We start from the raw sequence: 19,580 nt of genomic DNA on the forward strand, positions 1-19,580 counted from the left end.
GGTCTCGGAGCGAAGCTCGTCCGCGACCTGCTTCAGCTGGTCGGTCGACAGATTCCGTAAATCAGACGGGTAGTCTACCCGGTCCAGTAACGGAAAACGTCCCCGAGAGGGGCACGAGCCTGACGCTTCGCCCATGAATTCTAGCTCCTGCGCTCGACGACATAACGCGCAAGATCACGCAGCCGTTCAGCCTTATCCCCAAAAATCCGCAACGAATCAGCCGCACGGCGCACCAGTGCTTCGGCTTCACGTTGCGCTCCCTCGATACCAAGCAGAGCGACAAAGGTCGATTTCGCCGCAGCCAGATCTTTGCCGGCTGTCTTACCCAGTTCCTCAGCACTTGCGGTTGCATCCAGTACATCATCAGCAATCTGGAAAGCCGCCCCGATATCCCGCCCGTAGCTTACAATCAGTTCACGCTGCTCAGCGTTTGCTTTCCCCAGAATAGCGCCTGCTTCAGCGGAATAACGGATAAGACAACCAGTCTTAAGCGCATGCAGATGACGCACTTCATCCAACGAAAGAGCGCGCCCCTCACCTTCCATATCGATCATCTGACCACCCACCATGCCCGCTGCGCCGGACGCCTTAGCGAGAGTGAGGACAAGATCCAGTCGCACGGCAGTTTCAGGGTGCGTTCCGACCTCAGCGAGAACTTCAAAAGCTTTCGTCTGTAACGCGTCGCCTACGAGAATGGCTGTGGCCTCATCAAATTTACGATGGGTCGACGGCTGGCCGCGACGCAGATCGTCGTCGTCCATTGCTGGCAGATCATCATGCACGAGCGAATATGCATGTAGCATTTCCACCGATGCAGCCGCCCGGTATGCACCATCGTCACCGGCCCTGTCGTCGAAAAGCGCAGCTACCTCTGCCACCAGATAACCGCGCAAACGTTTTCCACCACCCAGCGCGGCGTAACGCATGGCCTCCACCAGTCTGGCATCCGGCCCGCTCACCTGAGGAATCAACCGATCGAGCATAGCTTCGATCACGCCGGCACGCTTTTTCAGAGAATTTCGGAGCGCTTCGGAATCGTAATCAGACGACACGGAACGATGGCTTGCGCCGGAGTTAGTCATGACTAAATTCAATCCAAATTTTTTGCATCCAGCGAACCATCAGCCTTCTGAACGATCGCCTGGACACGAGCCTCTGCTTCACGCAGCTTATTCTCACAATGCGCACGCAGGGCCGCCCCGCGTTCATAGGACGTAATGGCTTCTTCAAGCCGGAACTGGCCGCCCTCAAGGCTCTTCACGATACGCTCAAGCTCGGTAAGAGCGTCCTCGAAAGACAGAGAAGCGATGTCATCCGTCATATTAAATGGCGTCCTCATCGTTCATAAGCGGAAGGCCTTAGCCTGCACGACCGTCATTTGCCAAGTCCGAACGCATACCAAACGCGAGATGCGACTTAAAAAATGACAGAATTTTTAACCTGGATCTTTATAGACAGAAATCGTCAGTAGTATCTTTGGATCTGCTGTCAGATTTCTTTCGGATAACGAATGACAGCACTCCGGCTTCTTCACCAAATGCCAGGAGGTCATGCCCTGTTTCCTGGCAGAATGACCGGAAATCAGATGCTGCAGCCCGATCTGTTGCCAGCACCCGAAGATGTTCACCCCCAGTCAGACCACGCAACGCTCTGTTGGCTTTAAGCACGGGAAGAGGGCAACTGAGCCCCCTCACATCCAGAACAGTCTCACTCACCTGTTTCAATCCACCTTAAAAAGCTAAGCTCATTATAGACATATTCTTCCACATAGGTGATTCGTTCAGTCACACAAACCTTCAATCCCGGTCCGGGCCACGTCCGGAAGCCGACACGCAGGGGCTAGAGCGAGCACGATGAATAAATTGCGTCTGGGAATCGATGTCGGTGGTACCAAGGTCGAACTGGCCGCCATTGACCCTTCAGGAAAAATTTTGTTCAGGCGCAGGGTTCCTAACCCAGGCGAGTACAATGGCCTGCTGGCCACCATCCGTGATCTCGCCGATCTCGCCGTTGCGGAAGTCGGAATCGAAGAAAACGGGCGTAAAATTCCTCTCGGCGTTGGCATTCCGGGTTCGACAAACAAAAAAGATGGTCTGGTTAAAAATGCGAATGCCACATGGCTGAATGGCAAACCCTTCGAACATGACCTGCCGGAGGTTACCGGCAGACCTGTCCGTGTTGAAAACGACGCCAACTGTTTTGCGCTCTCCGAAGCAATAGATGGCGCTGCTGCGGGAAAGAGCATCGTCTTCGGTGTCATTATTGGCTCCGGCATGGGCGGCGGACTGGTCATTAACGGGCACCTCGTAACCGGACTGCACCATGTGGCGGGCGAATGGGGACATACTCCCCTGCCGTGGCCACGTATCGACGAGTTTCCTATGCCAAAATGCTTCTGCGGCAATGAAGGCTGCCTGGAGCGTTTCCTCTGCGGGCCGGCTCTGGCGGCGGACTGGAAAGGTGCCGGAAATCGCAGCGCTGAAGGAATTGAAAATGCGGCAGCCGATGGAGACAAGGCTGCCCAGGCCGCTCTCGACCGCTATGTTGACCGGCTGGCCCGTGCATGCTCGCTAATTATCAATCTGCTTGATCCGGATGCCATTGTACTCGGGGGAGGCGTTTCCAATCTTCGCAAAACATTGGCACGTATCCCTTCCCTCCTGCCGAGGCACGTGATCACTCCCGAATGTGAAACACTGATTCTCCCCAATCTGCATGGTGACAGTTCCGGCGTGCGTGGTGCCGCATGGTTGTGGGATGCAGCGGAGAGCATCAGCTAAACAAAGAAACATCTGCATTTCTGTGCCGGACTTGACCCCGATTTTTTGACTTTTCCGGCAAGCAGACTTTAAACGCGGTCCCGTTTATTGCGGTCATGCCCGGCAACTTCCCCGCGATTTTGCCTGAGGTGGTGATCGTTCCAGGGATATGGGACAAATAAATTCGCGAGACTTGAGGCGCCGGGCACTTTCAGACGGTCGGCATAATTGTATATTACGCAGTCATGAAGATTGGGAGGCATTGTCTCGTCTGATCATTGAGTGACATAATGAAAACGGCTGGTAGCCGCGTCTCCTGCATGATCGTGATAATTCGCTACACCGCAGTTTTTATCCTGTGGGAACGTCGAATGCTGCTGAAAACGCACTAAGGTAATACGTAAAGCCTGAGATTTATCATACATATGATCCGGCTTACAGCCATGCTGTAATACTCCCGGATACATACCCACTGGATGAACTGCCCCTTAATCAAACAATACTGAAGTTTCTGCCATCAGACATGGAAACTCATTCCACATCCACAGCGGCCTTTTTCATTTGGATTGCTGAATACAAAACCCGATTCAAGTTCGCTACTCTGATAATCCATCTCAGAACCGATGAGAAACAGGACTGCCTTTCTGTCGATCAGCACCGTCACGCCCTTATCAGTGACACGCTCATCTCCCGGCTCTCCGGCTTCAGCGACAAAATTCATGTCATAAGCCTTTCCCGAACAACCTTTTGTCGTCACGGAAATCCGCAATAACTGACCTACATGCGCATTTGCATACAGCCCCTGTAATCTGGCCGCGGCTGCTTCCGATAATGTTATTACAGGCGGCAGTGCACGTGACGCACGGACATTTACCTGTATTGCGGCCGACGTTTTATTTTCAGAATCGGGCGTCACCTGCGTGTTCATTGTCGTCTTCTCCTGCGTCAGAACATGTTGAGTGCGAGGCGCGCTTCATCGCTCATCCGCGACATATCCCACGGTGGATCCCAAACAACATTAACCTCGGCCGAGGTAACATCATTTACTTTTTCAATCGCTTCACGAACCTGAATCGGCAGTTCCTGGGCACTTGGACAGTTGGGAGCTGTCAGTGTCATTTCAACCTTCACCCGCCCGTCATCATGAAGATCGATCGCATAAATCAGTCCAAGCTCGTAAATATTCACCGGAATTTCAGGATCGTGGACCGTAGCAATTGCCTCGATCACAGCCTCTTCAGATGGGACACCCGAATGTGGCATCACTTCTCCATCGGGAGTCCAGTGCGCAACTGATGATTTATGCGGATCAGAAGCCGCGTCAGTCTGCCCCTGAGGTGCTGCCGTCGACGTCTCTGCCGGCACAGAATCCGGTTTATTTTCATTGATCGTCACAGGATCAGTCATGATCAAGCGCCTCCTCAAGCGCGGTCCAGGGTAATGTTGCACAACGGAGACGTGAACGGTGTGTTCTCAGCGGCAGGAACGCTCGCAAAGCATCTGGCATAGCAGCATCAGCGGTTTCGACCATTGATGACCCGTTCTCCAGCATATCGGTAAACTGCCGGGCCAGATCAAGGGCATCGGCAACTGTTCGCCCGGTTACCGCTTCTGCCATCAGGTCTGTCGAGGCAATACAGATCGCACAGCCTCGTGTCTCATGAAGGAGGTTTTCAATTTCCTCCTTCTCCGTGCGCACAGAGAGGCGAACTCTGTCACCGCAAAGCGGGTTCGTCCCCTGCCCAAGCCTCGTCGCCCTCTCAACAACACCCGCATGCAGCGGCGCGCGAGAACGATTAACAATTATCGTATTATAGAGAGAGTTTTCGTCCATCTCCCTGCCCTACACAAAAAACTGGCGAATACGCCGAAGGGTTGAAGCGAGAACGTCAATTTCGTGTTCTGTCGTATAAACTGCGAAACTTGCGCGGGCCGTCGCCGTAAGACCAAGCCTTCTCATAAGTGGTTCCGCGCAATGATGACCAGCCCGTACCGCGATGCCGTTACGGTCCAGAAGAGTGGCGATATCATGCGGATGGACATCATCCATTGTAAACGAAATCACTCCGCCTCGATGGCGAGGTTGACCGACGACAGAAAGTCCAGGCACTTCCGAAAGAACATTCAATGCATGTTTCGTGAGCGCCGCCTCATGAGCCGCAATGGCATCAAAGCCAATTGCCTCCACCCAGTCTATGGCTATTCCAAGTCCGACAGCTTCAACAATAGCCGGCGTGCCTGCCTCGAACTTTGCCGGTATTGGCGCCCAGGTCGATTTTTCAAATGTCACCGACGAGATCATATCGCCGCCACCCATGAACGGTGGCATGGCATCAAGCAGCTCCCTGCGTGCCCACAGAATGCCGATTCCGGTGGGGCCATAAAGTTTATGGCCTGTGAAAGTATAAAAATCCGCGTCAAGCTCGCGAACATTTACGCGGCGGTGAACAACGGCCTGACTTCCGTCGAGCAGAATTTTCGCACCAACGGCATGTGCCATTTCAATCAGGCGATGTGCAGGGGTGATTGTCCCCAGAACATTCGACATATGGGTAATTGCAACGAGGGCGACCTTCCCGTCTGCGAGCAATTCACCGTACGCATCAAGATCAAGATCGCCGCTGTCCGTAATGGGTGCAACGCGCAACTCAATGCCAGCCCGGTCACGCAGCATCTGCCAGGGCACGAGATTGGCATGATGTTCCATTTCCGAAATCAGAACGGCCTGACCCGGGTTAATCAGCGAACCGTAAGAGTAGGCAACGAGATTGATAGCTTCGGTGCTGTTATGCGTGAACACAATTTCTTCGCGAAATTCCGCACCAAGAAATTCTGCGATACGCGTACGGGCGGCCTCGTAAGCCTCAGTGCTGCGTTCGCTCATCCAGTGCAGCCCACGATGAATATTCGCGTATTGTGAACGCATCATCCGGGCCATTCCGTCGATCACAACGTCCGGCTTCTGGGCCGATGCCGCGCTGTCGAGAAAAACCAGCGGTTTTCCGTGCACTTTTTGCGACAGGATCGGAAACTGAGCACGCAGACCCGACAGGTCGGCGCTGATGATCTCACTCCCGGAAACGCTCATGACGCATTCTCCCAGGCTGCAATCCGGCTCACCAGAGCCTCTGTCAATGCAGTGCCGAGTGCTGCATGGGCAACTTCATCCTGAACAAGATCAGCAGCTTCCGTCAGGAATGCCTCGACCAGCATTTGCCGCGCGCCCGCATCCGGAATGCCGCGGCTGCGGAGATAAAATAACTGTTCTTCGTCCAGAGCACCGACTGTCGCGCCATGGCTGCACTTTACGTCGTCAGCGTAAATCTCCAGTTCCGGCTTTGCGTCAATTCCAGCAGTCGGCGACAATAACAGCGCCTGGTTCATCTGATAGCCATCTGTCTTCTGGGCGACGCGTTCCACAAGGACCTTTCCCTGAAACACAGCCCGCGCACGATCAGTCAGAACATTCCTTACAGTCTGGCGAGAAATGCAGTCTGGTGCACCATGGGTGATAACACTGGTAATATCACCGACCTGCCCGCTTCCAAGCAGTTGTGCCCCATTCACATGCACGCCGGCATGTGAGCCGCGCAGCGTTGCATGAACTTCATGCCGAGCCAGCACAGCTCCTAAACCGAGCGTGAAGCTCTCATAAGTCGCATGGCTGGCAATATCAGCGTAAACCGTCGCCAGATGGATAGCGTCAGCCGCTTCGCGCTGAAGTTTAATATGTTCAAGGTGCGCCCCTTCGGCGACCGAACACGACAGAACCGGGTTATGAAAATACGCGCCCGGTCCTTCGCTGCCGGCCGCAATTTCGATAAGCGTCAGAGAGGCGCCCTCACCCAACGTAACACTGTGACGCGGATGAAAGGATATGGCTCCGGAGGAAGACATCGCCAGCGATATCAGCAAAATCCGGCCCGCTTTCACACGCGGTTCGACAACTAACTTTATACCATCAACAGCCAGCGCCGTATTTAGCGCCACCAGCGGATCCCGTTGCGGAGATGCCTGCATTCCGAAATCAGGAGATCCAGAAAAGGCAGAAAACGTAACGCCCTCTGGCAATGACGCCGCCGGAGAGGACAAGGCCGGAACCACGCGACCGTTTACCAGCACCAGACGTGGCAAAGGCTCCAGGCAACCGCTCTGCGGGATAAGCGACCGAAGAATAACCTGGACAGCACTTTCGTTAAAGCACGTGTCCGGTTCATTAAAGATGTAGGAATTCAGAGCCCGCAGACTGGTGTAATGCCAGGCCTCGACACGAGGACCGGGCAGTCCCGTCAGCGCGAGATCACCGGCAGCGGCTTTTCGTGTAGCATCCTGAAAACTGCTGAGCCTGGCCTCAAATGGAGCGAGACCACGATCTGATGGTGTAATGGCGTTCATGCCGCCTCCGCGAGGAAAGAGGCATAACCTTCCGCATCAATCTGCTTCGCCAGTTCCGGGCCGCCGCTCCGGACGATCCGGCCTCGTGCCATGACATGAATGCGGTCCGGTCCGAGATAATCCAGAAGCCGCTGATGGTGAGTAATGACAAGCGCGGAAAATTTCGGAGAACGAAGATTTTTTACACCTTCAGCCACGATACGAAGTGCGTCGACATCAAGGCCACTATCCGTCTCATCAAGGATAGCCAGGGTCGGCTGCAGCATGGTCATCTGCAGCACTTCATTGCGTTTTTTTTCACCACCCGAAAAGCCAACATTCACGCTACGTTTCAGCATATCATCGGACATAGACAGATTTTTCGTCGCTGCACGCACGGCCTTCAAAAAGCCAACAGCATCAAGTTCTGCTTCGCCGCGTGCCCGACGCACCGCGTTGACTGCCGTCCGCAGGAAATTTGCATTATTGACGCCAGGCAGTTCGACCGGAGACTGAAACGCCAGAAACAGACCGGCGGCAGCACGCTCTTCCGGTTCCATATCCAGAAGATCTCTGCCCATGAATGTGACCGATCCTGACGTCACATCATATTCTTCACGTCCGGCCAGAACATAGGACAGCGTCGACTTACCGCATCCGTTCGGCCCCATGATGGCATGCACTTCGCCCGGGGGAATGACCAGGTCTACGCCGCGAAGAATTTCTTTAGGCTTACCGTCGGCATCAATACTGGCATGGAGACCGGAAATTTTCAGTAAATCTGTCATGTTTTTACTCCCGGCTCCCTGCCCGCATCACGGCAACGGCCATTCCTGTTCGTAAATCCCTGTTACGCACGCGCAAACGCCAGATCAGTTAACCAACGCTGCCTTCAAGGCTGATCTGAAGAAGCTTTTGCGCCTCAACAGCAAACTCCATGGGAAGTTCTTTCAGCACATCCTTGCAGAAACCGTTGACAATAAGTCCAACGGCGTCTTCTTGCGACAATCCGCGCTGACGACAGTAGAACATCTGGTCTTCAGAGATCTTCGACGTTGTCGCTTCGTGCTCGATACGTGCCGACATATTGCGATTCTCAATATAGGGGACCGTATGAGCGCCGCACTGGTCACCGATCAGCAGACTGTCGCACTGAGTGAAGTTTCTGGCGTTGGATGCCTTTGGCAGCATCCTTACAAGCCCGCGATATGTGCTGTCGGATTTGCCGGCGCTGATTGTCTTGGCAATAATCGTCGACCGCGTATTCCTGCCAATGTGAATCATCTTTGTGCCTGTATCGGCCTGCTGATGATTATTTGTCACGGCGACAGAATAAAATTCTCCGACTGATCCTTCACCCTGAAGAATGCAGGACGGATATTTCCATGTGATTGCCGACCCCGTCTCAACCTGCGTCCATGAGATTTTGGATCGCGCCCCGCGACAGGCTCCCCGTTTCGTAACGAAGTTATAGATGCCGCCAAGGCCGTTCTCGTCGCCAGGATACCAGTTCTGCACAGTGCTGTATTTAATGGTGGCATCTTCCATGGCCACCAGTTCGACGACAGCCGCATGAAGCTGATTCTCGTCACGCATCGGCGCGGTACAGCCTTCAAGATATGAGACGGAAGCACCATCCTCGACAATGATCAGTGTTCGCTCAAACTGGCCGGTATTACGTGCATTGATGCGAAAATACGTCGACAGTTCCATCGGGCAACGCACACCCTTCGGGACAAATACGAATGATCCGTCGGTAAATACAGCAGAGTTCAGAGCCGCGTAAAAATTATCACCAGCCGGAACAACACTGCCAAGATATTTTCTGACCAGATCAGGATGATCCCTTACGGCCTCAGAAATCGGACTGAAAATTACACCGGCTTCGGAAAGTGTCTTACGGAAGGTTGTCGCAACAGAGACACTGTCGAACACAGCATCAACCGCAACCGGCAGACGGGCCTCCTCGCCTTCAGGAACCTCAACACCGGCGAGCAGCGCCTGCTCGTGCAGCGGAATACCAAGCTTCTCATAAGTACGGAGAAGTTCAGGATCGACTTCATCAAGCGATTTCGGACCAGGCTTTTTTCTGGGCGCCGCGTAGTAATGCGCATCCTGGTAGTCGATTGGCGGATAGACAACTTTAGCCCAGGAAGGCTCCGTCATCGTCAGCCAGGCCTTGTAAGCCGCGAGACGCCATTCAAGAAGCCATTCAGGTTCCTCTTTACGGGCAGAAATCAGGCGAATAGTTTCTTCGTTCAACCCTTTCGGGGCGACATCCATCTCGATATCGGTCTCGAATCCCCATTTATAAGAGGACTGACCAAGCTTTTCGACCTGCTCGCGGGTTTCCGTAATGGCTGGCATGATCCCTTATCCTCCGAACGTACTAACCGGACCCGTCGTCCTGCTGTCGTGCCGCGCGTTATCGTGAGACACACAACTGTCCTCACGGATACGCCGTGCCGGCACACTCATTTCCGCCATTCTGGCGATCGATATTCCCGCGAGCGCGTCGCGAATAGCCTCGTTCACGACGTCCCAGCTTCCGTAAAGTGCACAATCGGAACCATTATCGCAGCCTCCGCCGCTGACGCAGGCTGTCAGCGAAATTGGTCCGTCAACCGCAGAAATCACCCGCGCGATCGATATGTCTTCCAGCCTTTCCGCCAGTCGGTATCCACCCCGGGCACCACGTTGCGACACCAGCAGCCCGTCTGCTGAAAGCGTTTTCAGAACCTTTGCAACAGTTGGCTCCGGCACGCCTGTTTCCGCGGCAAGTGCGGATGAGGTCACGACCTCATCATGGCGCCCAAGCCCGACGAGGGTCAGAACGGCGTAATCGGCCAGTTTCGACAGCCTGAGCATATAATCCGTCCGTTGTAGCGGGGCAGGTTACTATTACGGACTAAATCAGTCCGGTTTCCCCACACAAATGCGACCCCCGGGCCTCAACGTCAAGGCCAAAGCATCTCAGGAGGGGTGCAGCCCCTGCATAAACACAAATGCGTAAGCCTCATTCCTTAGCCAAACGCACCGAGATTATGACTGATCGCAATGCTGATCTCGCGCATCGTCCGGAACATCACCTCCATGGGCTGAAAAATTTCTTCGTGCTCTTCACTGTAGGAATTTTCGTTCTGTGGTCCGGCAGGTTCATGGAAATCAAGCTCCGGCGCATCGCCTCCATGTGGGAAAACAGCATCCAGTTCCCGCAGGACCGACGGGATTTCGAGACAAAGAATACGCTGCATCATGACGTCCCGCGTAAAATTTCCACGCGGCATGAAAAACGGTACTTTTGTCGCCAGAACCCAGATACGCTCGATGAAAGCAATCCGGATCGCGTGCAGCAGACGCTCCTGTACGCCCATGACCGGAGCGTCCGGCCATGCAGCACGCAGCGCGAGATGATCAGCCTGAATGCGTCGGAACATGGACTGAGTATCAGCCCAGAAATCGAGGCGTTCGAGGTCGTGCATGACAGCGAGATAGCGTTCGCGCTGGCCGGGCCTTGTTTCCGCAGTCGCCCGGTCCAGCCAGTAGCCTGGATCAAGCAGCCAGATCACGCTGCGCAGGACCTGATCATCAGAATGCGCCAGCGCATGGGCGGCAAAATCCAGAGCCCTGTGAAAACGTGGACTCCGCTCCAGAAATATATCGAACGTTTCGGGATGACGACGCGCGGCTGAACCGAGCCCCTGAATCGTGTTGGCGCACCAGCCAAGCTGCTGAAGAATGGCGTTATTCGGAATTGCACGAAGCTGGCCGGGATGCGTGATCCGTGGTGAGGCTCCCCTGCCCTCACTCTGACGCGCCGCTGGTCGTGAGCCTGTTTTATCAATCAGAGCCGGGCCGAATGCGCCGAGAAGGTCAGCGTATCCGCGGTCGGCCACCAGACCGGTCATGCCTTCCGCAATGGTCGAGAAGAAATCCGATGAAAAATCGGGCTCATCATACACCGGATCTTTCAGAGTCCGGGCCGGTTCGAAAATATGCTCGGTGATGGTCGCTATGCTTGCCCTCGCAAGTTCCGGAGTCCCAAACAGCAGATAGCCATCTCCTCCCTGAAACGCTGTTTCCTCACGGTATTTAACGCCCTGCTCAGTGAACTTTGCACGCACATCGGGGGGAGAAAGATAATCGAGCCTGTCAGCCAGACGGAACGGATGTCCCCCGCGACCGATGCTTTCGCCATGTGTATCGAACAGAATGACCTCAATATCGCTCAGGTCCCATTTTTTCAGAAGATCGACAATCTTGAGCCGCAGACGTTCCACGAGATAGGTCGCGGCGAGCTGACCGACATACCGGCCCGAGTCGGAATACCCGAACTGCAGACTGATGCGACCTGTGGCACGAAGATAGGCGCGCCAGTGAGGTGACCGGAGCGCTTCGTCAATAATCTGGGCGCCACCAAGCAGCGCTTCCCGCGTCTCAAAGAGTGGTGAGATCTCTATTTTTTCCGCGATCCCGAAATGTCGCGCCAGCCACAAAGCCGCCAGCAATGTGTACCCGCTTTCTGTCTCGGCAATCAGAAAACGCACGGGCGTCGCGGTATCGATATATTTGACGATCTGCGCGATGGTCATCATCAGCCGGGCCGCTGAGGCCTGTTCGGCCAGCAATGCACCGAAATCGACAGGAACCGGCGCCACGGCATCAAGTGCCTCGTTAATACGGGAAAGCAATGCACGCCGATGGGCTGGATCGGCGGGATCGTCAGTCAGGCGCAGGCGCTGCCGGACGACATTGTGGATCTGGGTAGCATTCAGTCGGGTATGACTATGAGCGGCGGACATACCATGCGCAAAAAATCCCGCCCGCGCGACAGAGAGATCAAGCGCCGCCTTGCCCGTGGCCTCACCGATCACGTCCTGCAGGGCGTCGGCGAGCACGTAGGGGTCAGAAATGGCATCGGCGGCGCGATCAATAATCAGACTGGCGAATTCGACTGTCGCCTCCGCATCATTTTCTTTCGGACATGCTGCAATCTGCGCTTCCACCGTGTAGCAGGCACGCGACAGGCGGCTGCTTAAAGCATGAGCCTCCACGCCCGATGCCGCAATCTGCGCCCGAAGACGCTGAAGCTGAAACAGCTTCATCCGGAGGCGGAGGCGGATCGTGTCCCACCAGCCGATATCGGTGCGACCATCGGTGTCGTACCCCACCCAGGTCGTGAGAATCACCGGACGCGGCACGATGCTGCACCAGGCCCGGGGCCACTGATTGCGTGCAGCTATAAGAAGCTCACGGATAAAATCGTCGATTGCGTCACGACCTCGCAAAATAGCTTCAGACGCAAGTGTAAATTCTTCTTCCAGAGTGGGTGGGGCACTGCGGCGATGCGTCTCGAACTCCGGTGCTGCATCATGAGGCTCCGGAGCAGAAGCATATTCCGCCAGTGCCTTGTAAACATTATTCGCAAGCGCGAATGTCGGGTGGGCCGTAAACACGGCGGCAAAGTGTACACGCTCCACCTGTGAGCGAAATCGGCTCAGATCCTCCGCCTGCCCGGAAACGGTTACCAGAGCCTCATCCTTCTCTGTCCCGGTCTCCATGGATGCTGCTGCCATAATCAGTTTGACGATCGCAGAAAAACGCTCCGTCGCAGCTGACGGCTTCGTTCCGCCCGGATAGCGATGCAGACGCGTGGCTCTGCGAAGGAACGCGTCATCACGCAGATAGCGCACAACATCCTGCAGATCGCACAGGGTCAATTCGCCATGATCGAGCATGGTGTCGATTCGCCGTGTCATCGTAAGCACATCGTTACCGGTATCTTCAGGAAGACCCGCAACTGCGTCTCCTCGCTGCGCGAGGCGTGTCTCTGGAATACCTGCCATGGCTAAAACGGCTCTCGCTCCCGGAGAGAGTGCTTCCGAGCCACGAAAATGGAGTGAACCGGCGTACGACGGCGTTTCAGCCATGGGCTTTTTCCCGATCTGAATGAGACAGCAAAGCAATTCACAGGCGCTTGCAGGACGACAAACTTACTCCCGCATGACGGCACCGGTTTGGGAAGGTGGTCAAGGCAATGCTATCCACCAGTTGATGAGCATGCAGCCTTACTCTGATGATGATGCCCGTCGTGCACTCACACGACAGAAACGTGCGGCAACAGGCCTTCTCGCGGTCATGGGAGGGCTGACGGCTGCGGGTTATCTTGCTCCGCTCTACAATCTGATCACCCCGGGCTTATGGCTGGAAACTCTGCGGGCCGGAGCCAGAGCCGGCGTGGTCGGCGGGCTGGCCGACTGGTTTGCGGTCACAGCCCTGTTCCGTCATCCGCTGGGCTTACCCATTCCGCATACAGCCATTATTCCGGCTCAGAAGGAGCGACTGGGACGTGCTCTGGGCCGGTTTGTTTCCACTCAGGTTTTTACCGAAGAAGAAATCGACCAGGTTCTCGCGAGAATCGATATTCCAACCGTTATCGCTGACATCATTGCCGACCCGGCAACAGCAAACATGCTTACGACCAGTGTGATTAACGTCGTGCCGCAGATGCTGGAGCGAATGGAAGACGGTCGCGCAGGTGCCGCAGTCGGGCGAAGCTTGCCGCTGCTGCTGGGAGGCAGCCATCTGACGCCGGTTATTGCCCGCGGCCTGCGGGCCCTTGTGGATGGAAACCAGCATCAGGAAGTCCTCTCTTTTCTCGTCCGGCAACTCAAATCGGGCCTGAAGGCGAAGGAACCAGCACTTCGGACGATGATCGAAGAGCGGGTTCGTGAGCAGGGCGGACGTATTCTTGGCTGGGCTATCGGCGGTTCCATTGCGACTAAAGTGCTGGTGGCCGCAACCGAAGAGCTTGACCGTATCAATCCGGAAGATTCAGCCTTGCGGGAAGGCTTCACAGAGTGGGTAAGATCCGAAATTGATCGCATCGAACAGGATCCCAAACGGGCTGAAGACCTGTCGCAAACCCTTAAATCCGTGTTTGCCCACGATTCAATGCAGGCCTGGGGTGCGGATATCTGGTCCCGCCTGAAACGGATGATACAGGAAGACATTCGCAAAGAGGACAGCTGGATCGCCACGCTCGTTCGTGAAGCGCTGACAAAACTGGCAGCTCAGGCGAGACATGATCCAGCCATGCGCGCGCGCATTACGGAAAGCGCCAGGAAAGCCATCCGCAGATCGCTGCCCTATCTGCGTGAGCATCTTTCCGCCTTCATTGCGACCGTTGTCAGTAACTGGAACGCCGTTGCCATTGCCGACAAACTGGAACTGAGGGTTGGACGGGATCTTCAGTACGTCAGAGTGAACGGCACTCTGGTGGGTTTCGCTGTCGGGGCGATGCTGTCGTTACTCCTGCGCTTCTTTTTCGGCGTAACCGGGCAATAGGCGTTATCCCGACAAGGTTCGGCTGATGTTTTGTATATTTGATATAAAATTTAGCAATCAGAGAAAATTTTCTGTCCGCCATCTGTCTGAAATGATGAGAGCAAGACAAGAACAAACTGAACAACATAAAAAACAGCAATAAAAACAAAATCGGAATGTTGAAAAAATCTGCGGCCTTCTGGTCTCGTTTGCGACATGTTACGTTATAAGCAACTCAGGCAGCCTGTTTTCCTGCCTTGATATCGGCTCTGCTCTCAGAGCTCAGATAACGAAAGGAATCCTTTCATGCGGTCATTAGCTTCAAAGATACTCCTCGGCGCCACGATCCTTGCCGGCACGCCCGCCGCGATCCTCGCAGTTGCGTCGCCGGCATCAGCTGCGCATCACTCTCACAAGCATAACAACGACGAATCAGCGACAGCAAACGGGGATGCTGCAACCGCTGATCTGAATGCAAAAAGCCTGTCTGCCGCCCAGCAGGACAAAGTTCCGTCGATCGGCACCAGTGCCGGGGACAGCACTATGCCTTCCATGCCAGGAATGCACACGGTCGGCATGCCAACAGTCAAGACTCCGACTCTGACAACTCCGACAGGTTCCGTACCGGCTGCTGGTACAGGCGTGGTGGCCCCCGGAGCACCGGCGACGCCAGGTATCTCAACACCGAACTGATTATCCGATACGAATTATGTGCCGGACGTGCGATTTTGCCGTGCGTCCGGCCCTTTCTGTTTCCGAAGATCAAACCCGCACGCCAGACTCCGTAGTGAGCCGGATTAAAAAGGTCTCCGTCCTTTAGTTCTGGCCGTTATTCCTGTATTCCGGTCATCAGAGCCATATATCCGCCGCACCTCACAGGCACAGAAGCCATGTCCCGCCCGAACGGGATAAATCACGGATAGTCGCTATCCGTAATCAGGCGGCCTTATCTATCACAGCCTGACCCGATGCAGGTATCGGCACTTCCGCCAGAAGCACCCGAAGCGCATTCACCATCTCATCCATCATGTCATCCGTATGAAACGGACCAGGAGTAAGACGCAGTCGTTCGGTTCCGTGCGCAACCGTCGGATAGTTGATCGGAGTAGCATACAGGCCATAGTCATTCAGGAGGCGGCGGCTGATTGTTTTGCAACGGTCTGCGTCACCGACAGGAACAGGCACGATATGGCTCGGCGTCAGTGTAAACGGAACGCCGGCTGCCCGCAGTTTTTCCCGGAATGTATCAACGCGCTCAAACATCTTTGCGCGGCGCCAGTTCTGAGCACGGACCAGTTTCACACTGGCCAGAGCGGCGGCAACGACAGAAGGGGGCAGAGAGGTCGTAAAGATGAACCCCGAAGCCGCTGACCGAAGATAATCAACAACCTGCGCGGATGCGGTGATGTAACCACCATGTACGCCGAAGCCCTTGGCAAGAGTTCCTTCGATAATGTCAACCTGATCGGCAACACCGTCCCGCTGCGTAACTCCTCCGCCCTCCTGTCCGTAGAGCCCGACGGCGTGGACTTCATCAATATATGTCATGGCGCCATATTTGCGGGCGAGTGCGCAGGTTCCGGCGATGTCAGATATATCGCCATCCATGGAGTACACGCTTTCAAAAGCGATCAGCTTAGGCGCGTCTGCCGGTGCCGCTGCCAGTTTCGCCTCCAGATCCGCCAGATCATTGTGCTCGTAAATAACCGTTGCAGATCCGCGGGCGCCCTTTATACCGGCGATCATGGATGCATGATTCTGACGATCAGAAAAACAGATCCAGCCAGGCATGGATGTCAGAATAGTCTGCAAACTTGCCTGATTTGACACATAGCCGGAGACAAACAGCAGGCCGGCTTCTTTACCATGCAGAGACGCCAGCTCCGCTTCCAGCGCCTTATGCAATGGGCTCGTACCCGCGATATTGCGCGTCCCGCCAGCGCCTGCGCCATGTTCACGAACAGCTCTGATAGCCGCCTCGCAGACTTCAGTTTCGACACCCATGCCGAGATAATCGTTAGATGACCAGACGACGACTTCCCGCCCCTCAGGCACTGATGGAAGTTCTTCTTCGTATACCGGATATCTGTCCGCCTGCCGGGCAAGAGGCGTAAAAGTCCGGTAACGTCCCTGCTTCCGGATATCCTCAAGAGCCTCGTCACAAAATTCGTAAAAAGGGTGTCTCGCGTTACGAATGGTCACCCAGCTCTACTCCTGTTTCATTCGCGCCCGCACGGTGCGACTCTGCTTAGCCCACATGACAAACCTGCATGCGGCTGCCGGACCCGAAATTCTGATCCTGGCCGAGCCCCTCTTTGCTTGCAAAAGAGGCGACCCTGTCCGGCAACTGATTCCCTGAACGGAACTGATCAGAACTTCATTTCCAGAATTTACTTCACATACACCCGGATTCGCGGCCCTGCTACCGCAGAATCAGGCATAGCCGTCATCTCCACCTGCTCTGGAGCTGCGCCTGCCCTGATAATCGCACCTGCCACGGCCTCACCGTCGGCACCGACGAGACGAATCAGGGCCTGCTGATCAGCTGCTGCATCCGGTCCGGGCGGAACGAGCGCACGGACCTGGAACAGGATATTCGGCTTACGCACCAGCGCCTGCCTGACCACGACCTCAAGCGGCTTTTCCCATCTGGCCGGCGGCGTCCCGGCCACAACTTCTATAAGCGGAGGAACGGGCGGCGGCCCGGGCGGAGGGGGCGGTATATAAACCTTCGGCGGCCGGCTGGCGCGCGGGTTAAAAGTACGCTGATCAATCAGAGCGCATCCGGCAAGGGCGACAGAAAGTCCGGCCAGCCCGGATCGAAGAAAAATCCTCCGACGGGCCGCATCCCGTACAGCGGTTCCTGTGCGGCTTACAGATGACGATAACAACGGTTCACTATGGCGGGAGCGTGACATGGGACAGACGGTCGCAGGAAGTTAGCATCGCGGCAAGCCATCCATATCTGGCAGACTATGCCGCTCCGCCGAAAGCAGAGCCTTGCTACGATAAAACCCACCGTCTATAGCCATAAGCAACAAAAACACCGGGCAGAATGTCCGGGCGCCAGACAGGCTCATTTTCCGAACAGGTGTGCCGTGACTGCATCAGCGGCCATATTAAAGCAGCCCCCCGTCTCTGATTCGATTCGTTCATTTGCATTCGCAGCGCGCAAACTCGCTCGTGAACTTGCGCCTGCCGGGGCCGGAATCGAGACAATTCCTCCGGCACTCTGGCTTATTATTTCCCTTCTCTGGGAGCGCGCTCTTCGTTTCGATCCCGATCACGGTTTCTGGCCTGATCGTGACCGTTTTGTCGTTTCTTCCCCGCGACTCCTGCCTCTCCGGCTGGCTTTCATGCGGCTGGCAGGATGGAAAGATGACGAACGCGCGGCCTCATCCGACATGCCGGACGTGACCGACGAGCTTTACGGGCTTGCAGGGGGGCTTGCCGGGCAGGCGGTCGCATCTGCTGCAGGCATGGCTCTCGCGGAAAAAATACTGGCCAGACGTTTCGGCCATTCACTCGTTGATCACAGGACATGGCTGGTAGCGCTGCCTGATGACCTGCACACGGGTGTCGCTCTTGAGGCGGCTACACTCGCCGGACGATTCGATCTCAGCCGGCTCACAGTAATAGTCGCGGCTTCATCATTGCAGAACACGGGTCGTCATGCTTCCGACGAAGAAGAGACTGGTCAGATACTCGGAGCATTCGAGGCATCCGGCTGGACAACACGCTGCGTCAAAGCAGATGACACAGCAGGGATGAGTGCGGCCATAATGGCTGCACAGCGCAGCCGGCGACCTTCCCTTATTTTCTGCGAACCCGGCCCGAATCACACACAAAAAACTGAAAGCCTTCCTCCCGCGACGGTATGGGACCCGACAAAAAGAAGAGGGCGGGCTGCACGACGCGCCTGGTTGCGTCGCCTCAGCCATCATGCACAACGGGCGGAGTTCGAACGGGTCGTTGCCGGTCGGCAGCCAGCCAGACTGAATGATGATTTTCAGCGCGGATGGACACTAAATCCGGCAACAACGATGCCGAAAACCGATGCCGACCTGTCTCTTATCGGACAGGGTCTGAATGGCCGGGATATTCTCTCCGGCCTGCTGCCTGAACTGGTTACCCTGACAACCGGCGATTTCGGTCAGACGTCACCGCGACGCAGGAATGATGTCAGGCCGGAAAAGGCAGGTCATCATACGGCTGACAGATCATATTTCTGCGGCCACCGGGAACCGGCCATGGTGGGGCTGATGAATGGGCTGGCGCTGCACGGAGGTCTCATCCCCTGTGGTCTTGCTCCGCTCCATTCAGTGGATCGTATGCGCCCCGCCCTGCGCTTTGCCGCGCTTGCAGGACAGCGGCTGGTCTGCTCACTGATCGAAAGCGATCCCGACCTCGGAGCCTGTCTGTGGCAGCAGGTTGAGCAACTGGCCAGCCTGCGTGCCATGCCAAATCTTGCCTTGTTTCGTCCGGCCGGCGCCCGCGAAGTGGCGGCGGCCTGGATCAGTGCTCTCGCATGGAGAACAGGCCCCAGTGTGATTGTGTTTGGCCGCCAGTCCACACTGACAACACAGCCCGACACATCAGACTATCGGGAAAGTGATCCGATTGATGACGCAGAGACGCGAAACGGTCCGGGCTGTGGTGGTTACGTCCTGGAGAAACCGTCTGCGGGCGATGGAATCCGGGATGTCACACTGATCGCATCCGGAGCAGAAGTTGAAATCGTCCGACAGGCAAAAGCATTGCTTGAGCAGGATGGCTTACAGGTGGCGCTGGTGTCACTGCCCTGCTGGGAACTGTTCACCCGACAGGATCGGGCTTATCGTGATCTTGTCCTTGGAGACGCGCCGCGCGTTGCCATCGAAGCGGCTTCCGGTTTCGGGTGGGAGCGCTGGCTCGGAAATAAAGGAGTTTTTATCGGTCGGGACGAGTTCGGTGCAACATCCGTAGTGGATGCGCTTTTCCGCAATTCCGGCATTTCACCGGAATTGATTCGGGAGCGTGTCATCGTATTGCTCGACACTGCCTTAAGGACGACAGACCCGGTCGGCGGGTTTCATCACTGAGAATGCTGAGAGGGGCGCACTTGCCCCTGTCGCACAGGTC

General features: G+C 55.7%; 18 protein-coding genes. 4 read left to right on the forward strand and 14 right to left on the reverse strand.

Annotated elements, in window-relative coordinates; translation table 11 throughout:
- Positions 1–140: 140 nt before the first annotated feature.
- The 3 genes from GOB90_RS10825 to GOB90_RS10835 all read right to left on the reverse strand — a co-directional run bounded on the left by GOB90_RS10825 (position 141) and on the right by GOB90_RS10835 (position 1,715).
- Positions 141–1,082, reverse strand: a complete 942-nt coding sequence (locus GOB90_RS10825; RefSeq protein WP_146887457.1) for a polyprenyl synthetase family protein — start codon at positions 1,080–1,082, stop codon at positions 141–143.
- A gap of 8 nt (positions 1,083–1,090) precedes the next feature.
- Positions 1,091–1,321: an exodeoxyribonuclease VII small subunit gene (locus tag GOB90_RS10830; protein ID WP_146887454.1), complete on the reverse strand. Its 231-nt coding sequence runs from the start codon at positions 1,319–1,321 to the stop codon at positions 1,091–1,093.
- Positions 1,322–1,448: 127 nt separating this feature from the next.
- On the reverse strand, positions 1,449–1,715 hold the full coding sequence (locus tag GOB90_RS10835; protein ID WP_146887452.1) for a sulfurtransferase TusA family protein: 267 nt from the start codon (positions 1,713–1,715) through the stop codon (positions 1,449–1,451).
- Between the two features lie 138 nt (positions 1,716–1,853).
- Here GOB90_RS10835 and GOB90_RS10840 point away from each other — a divergent pair, with 138 nt between their 5' ends.
- Positions 1,854–2,780 carry an ROK family protein gene (locus GOB90_RS10840; protein WP_146887450.1) on the forward strand — a complete coding sequence of 309 codons (927 nt, stop codon included), beginning with the start codon at positions 1,854–1,856 and terminating at the stop codon, positions 2,778–2,780.
- 496 nt (positions 2,781–3,276) lie between these two features.
- Here GOB90_RS10840 and GOB90_RS10845 read toward each other — a convergent pair whose 3' ends face one another.
- The 9 genes from GOB90_RS10845 to GOB90_RS10885 all read right to left on the reverse strand — a co-directional run bounded on the left by GOB90_RS10845 (position 3,277) and on the right by GOB90_RS10885 (position 12,979).
- Positions 3,277–3,687 carry a HesB/IscA family protein gene (locus tag GOB90_RS10845; RefSeq protein ID WP_146887448.1) on the reverse strand — a complete coding sequence of 137 codons (411 nt, stop codon included), beginning with the start codon at positions 3,685–3,687 and terminating at the stop codon, positions 3,277–3,279.
- Positions 3,688–3,704: 17 nt separating this feature from the next.
- Positions 3,705–4,022: an SUF system Fe-S cluster assembly protein gene (locus GOB90_RS10850; RefSeq protein WP_242011964.1), complete on the reverse strand. Its 318-nt coding sequence runs from the start codon at positions 4,020–4,022 to the stop codon at positions 3,705–3,707.
- A gap of 136 nt (positions 4,023–4,158) precedes the next feature.
- A complete protein-coding gene (sufU, locus tag GOB90_RS10855) occupies positions 4,159–4,593 on the reverse strand; it encodes a Fe-S cluster assembly sulfur transfer protein SufU (protein WP_146887444.1) in 435 nt (144 codons plus the stop codon).
- 9 nt (positions 4,594–4,602) lie between these two features.
- Complete coding sequence (locus tag GOB90_RS10860; RefSeq protein WP_146887442.1) at positions 4,603–5,847, reverse strand: aminotransferase class V-fold PLP-dependent enzyme; 1,245 nt, start codon at positions 5,845–5,847, stop codon at positions 4,603–4,605.
- Positions 5,844–7,154, reverse strand: coding sequence for a Fe-S cluster assembly protein SufD (gene sufD, locus GOB90_RS10865; RefSeq protein ID WP_146887440.1), 1,311 nt, complete (start codon positions 7,152–7,154; stop codon positions 5,844–5,846). The genes GOB90_RS10860 and sufD overlap by 4 nt, the downstream gene beginning before the upstream one ends.
- Positions 7,151–7,921 carry a Fe-S cluster assembly ATPase SufC gene (gene sufC / locus GOB90_RS10870; RefSeq protein WP_146887438.1) on the reverse strand — a complete coding sequence of 257 codons (771 nt, stop codon included), beginning with the start codon at positions 7,919–7,921 and terminating at the stop codon, positions 7,151–7,153. Before sufC ends, sufD begins: the two co-directional genes overlap by 4 nt.
- An 88-nt stretch (positions 7,922–8,009) precedes the next feature.
- The gene (sufB, locus tag GOB90_RS10875; protein WP_146887436.1) at positions 8,010–9,500 is read right to left on the reverse strand and encodes a Fe-S cluster assembly protein SufB; all 1,491 of its coding nucleotides are present in this window, start codon (positions 9,498–9,500) and stop codon (positions 8,010–8,012) included.
- A gap of 6 nt (positions 9,501–9,506) precedes the next feature.
- Complete coding sequence (locus tag GOB90_RS10880) at positions 9,507–10,001, reverse strand: SUF system Fe-S cluster assembly regulator (protein ID WP_146887434.1); 495 nt, start codon at positions 9,999–10,001, stop codon at positions 9,507–9,509.
- 155 nt (positions 10,002–10,156) lie between these two features.
- Positions 10,157–12,979 (reverse strand): phosphoenolpyruvate carboxylase, encoded by a 2,823-nt coding sequence (locus tag GOB90_RS10885; protein WP_373322028.1) that lies wholly within the window; start codon positions 12,977–12,979, stop codon positions 10,157–10,159.
- A gap of 208 nt (positions 12,980–13,187) precedes the next feature.
- Here GOB90_RS10885 and GOB90_RS10890 point away from each other — a divergent pair, with 208 nt between their 5' ends.
- Together GOB90_RS10890 and GOB90_RS10895 are read left to right on the forward strand one after the other, a co-directional pair.
- Positions 13,188–14,480, forward strand: coding sequence for a DUF445 domain-containing protein (locus GOB90_RS10890; protein ID WP_173572057.1), 1,293 nt, complete (start codon positions 13,188–13,190; stop codon positions 14,478–14,480).
- Between the two features lie 285 nt (positions 14,481–14,765).
- Positions 14,766–15,152, forward strand: a complete 387-nt coding sequence (locus GOB90_RS10895; RefSeq protein WP_173572049.1) for a hypothetical protein — start codon at positions 14,766–14,768, stop codon at positions 15,150–15,152.
- Positions 15,153–15,395: 243 nt separating this feature from the next.
- Here the strand turns inward: GOB90_RS10895 and hemA are convergent, their stop codons facing one another.
- Complete coding sequence (gene hemA / locus GOB90_RS10900) at positions 15,396–16,661, reverse strand: 5-aminolevulinate synthase (RefSeq protein WP_146887428.1); 1,266 nt, start codon at positions 16,659–16,661, stop codon at positions 15,396–15,398.
- A 188-nt stretch (positions 16,662–16,849) separates the two neighbouring features.
- Entirely contained in the window at positions 16,850–17,131 is a 282-nt protein-coding gene (locus GOB90_RS10905; RefSeq protein WP_242011958.1) for a hypothetical protein, read from the reverse strand.
- 426 nt (positions 17,132–17,557) lie between these two features.
- On the opposite strand from GOB90_RS10905, the gene GOB90_RS10910 reads away from it, so the two are divergent.
- Positions 17,558–19,540 (forward strand): transketolase-like TK C-terminal-containing protein, encoded by a 1,983-nt coding sequence (locus tag GOB90_RS10910; RefSeq protein WP_173572050.1) that lies wholly within the window; start codon positions 17,558–17,560, stop codon positions 19,538–19,540.
- The last annotated feature ends 40 nt before the right edge of the window (positions 19,541–19,580 follow it).

It is taken from the genome of Acetobacter oeni, from assembly GCF_011516825.1.
GTDB lineage: Bacteria > Pseudomonadota > Alphaproteobacteria > Acetobacterales > Acetobacteraceae > Acetobacter > Acetobacter oeni.

What these genes read in the sequence shown, in the direction of transcription:
- GOB90_RS10850 (WP_242011964.1), bottom strand. Translation starts at nt 4,022, where the DNA reads ATGCCACATTCGGGTGTCCCATCTGAAGAGGCTGTGATCGAGGCAATT.
- GOB90_RS10840 (WP_146887450.1), top strand. Translation starts at nt 1,854, where the DNA reads ATGAATAAATTGCGTCTGGGAATCGATGTCGGTGGTACCAAGGTCGAA.
- GOB90_RS10860 (WP_146887442.1), bottom strand. Translation starts at nt 5,847, where the DNA reads ATGAGCGTTTCCGGGAGTGAGATCATCAGCGCCGACCTGTCGGGTCTG.
- sufB (WP_146887436.1), bottom strand. Translation starts at nt 9,500, where the DNA reads ATGCCAGCCATTACGGAAACCCGCGAGCAGGTCGAAAAGCTTGGTCAG.
- GOB90_RS10885 (WP_373322028.1), bottom strand. Translation starts at nt 12,979, where the DNA reads ATGGCAGGTATTCCAGAGACACGCCTCGCGCAGCGAGGAGACGCAGTT.
- GOB90_RS10845 (WP_146887448.1), bottom strand. Translation starts at nt 3,687, where the DNA reads ATGAACACGCAGGTGACGCCCGATTCTGAAAATAAAACGTCGGCCGCA.
- GOB90_RS10880 (WP_146887434.1), bottom strand. Translation starts at nt 10,001, where the DNA reads ATGCTCAGGCTGTCGAAACTGGCCGATTACGCCGTTCTGACCCTCGTC.
- sufC (WP_146887438.1), bottom strand. Translation starts at nt 7,921, where the DNA reads ATGACAGATTTACTGAAAATTTCCGGTCTCCATGCCAGTATTGATGCC.
- sufU (WP_146887444.1), bottom strand. Translation starts at nt 4,593, where the DNA reads ATGGACGAAAACTCTCTCTATAATACGATAATTGTTAATCGTTCTCGC.
- GOB90_RS10825 (WP_146887457.1), bottom strand. Translation starts at nt 1,082, where the DNA reads ATGACTAACTCCGGCGCAAGCCATCGTTCCGTGTCGTCTGATTACGAT.
- sufD (WP_146887440.1), bottom strand. Translation starts at nt 7,154, where the DNA reads ATGAACGCCATTACACCATCAGATCGTGGTCTCGCTCCATTTGAGGCC.
- GOB90_RS10830 (WP_146887454.1), bottom strand. Translation starts at nt 1,321, where the DNA reads ATGACGGATGACATCGCTTCTCTGTCTTTCGAGGACGCTCTTACCGAG.
- GOB90_RS10895 (WP_173572049.1), top strand. Translation starts at nt 14,766, where the DNA reads ATGCGGTCATTAGCTTCAAAGATACTCCTCGGCGCCACGATCCTTGCC.
- GOB90_RS10890 (WP_173572057.1), top strand. Translation starts at nt 13,188, where the DNA reads ATGAGCATGCAGCCTTACTCTGATGATGATGCCCGTCGTGCACTCACA.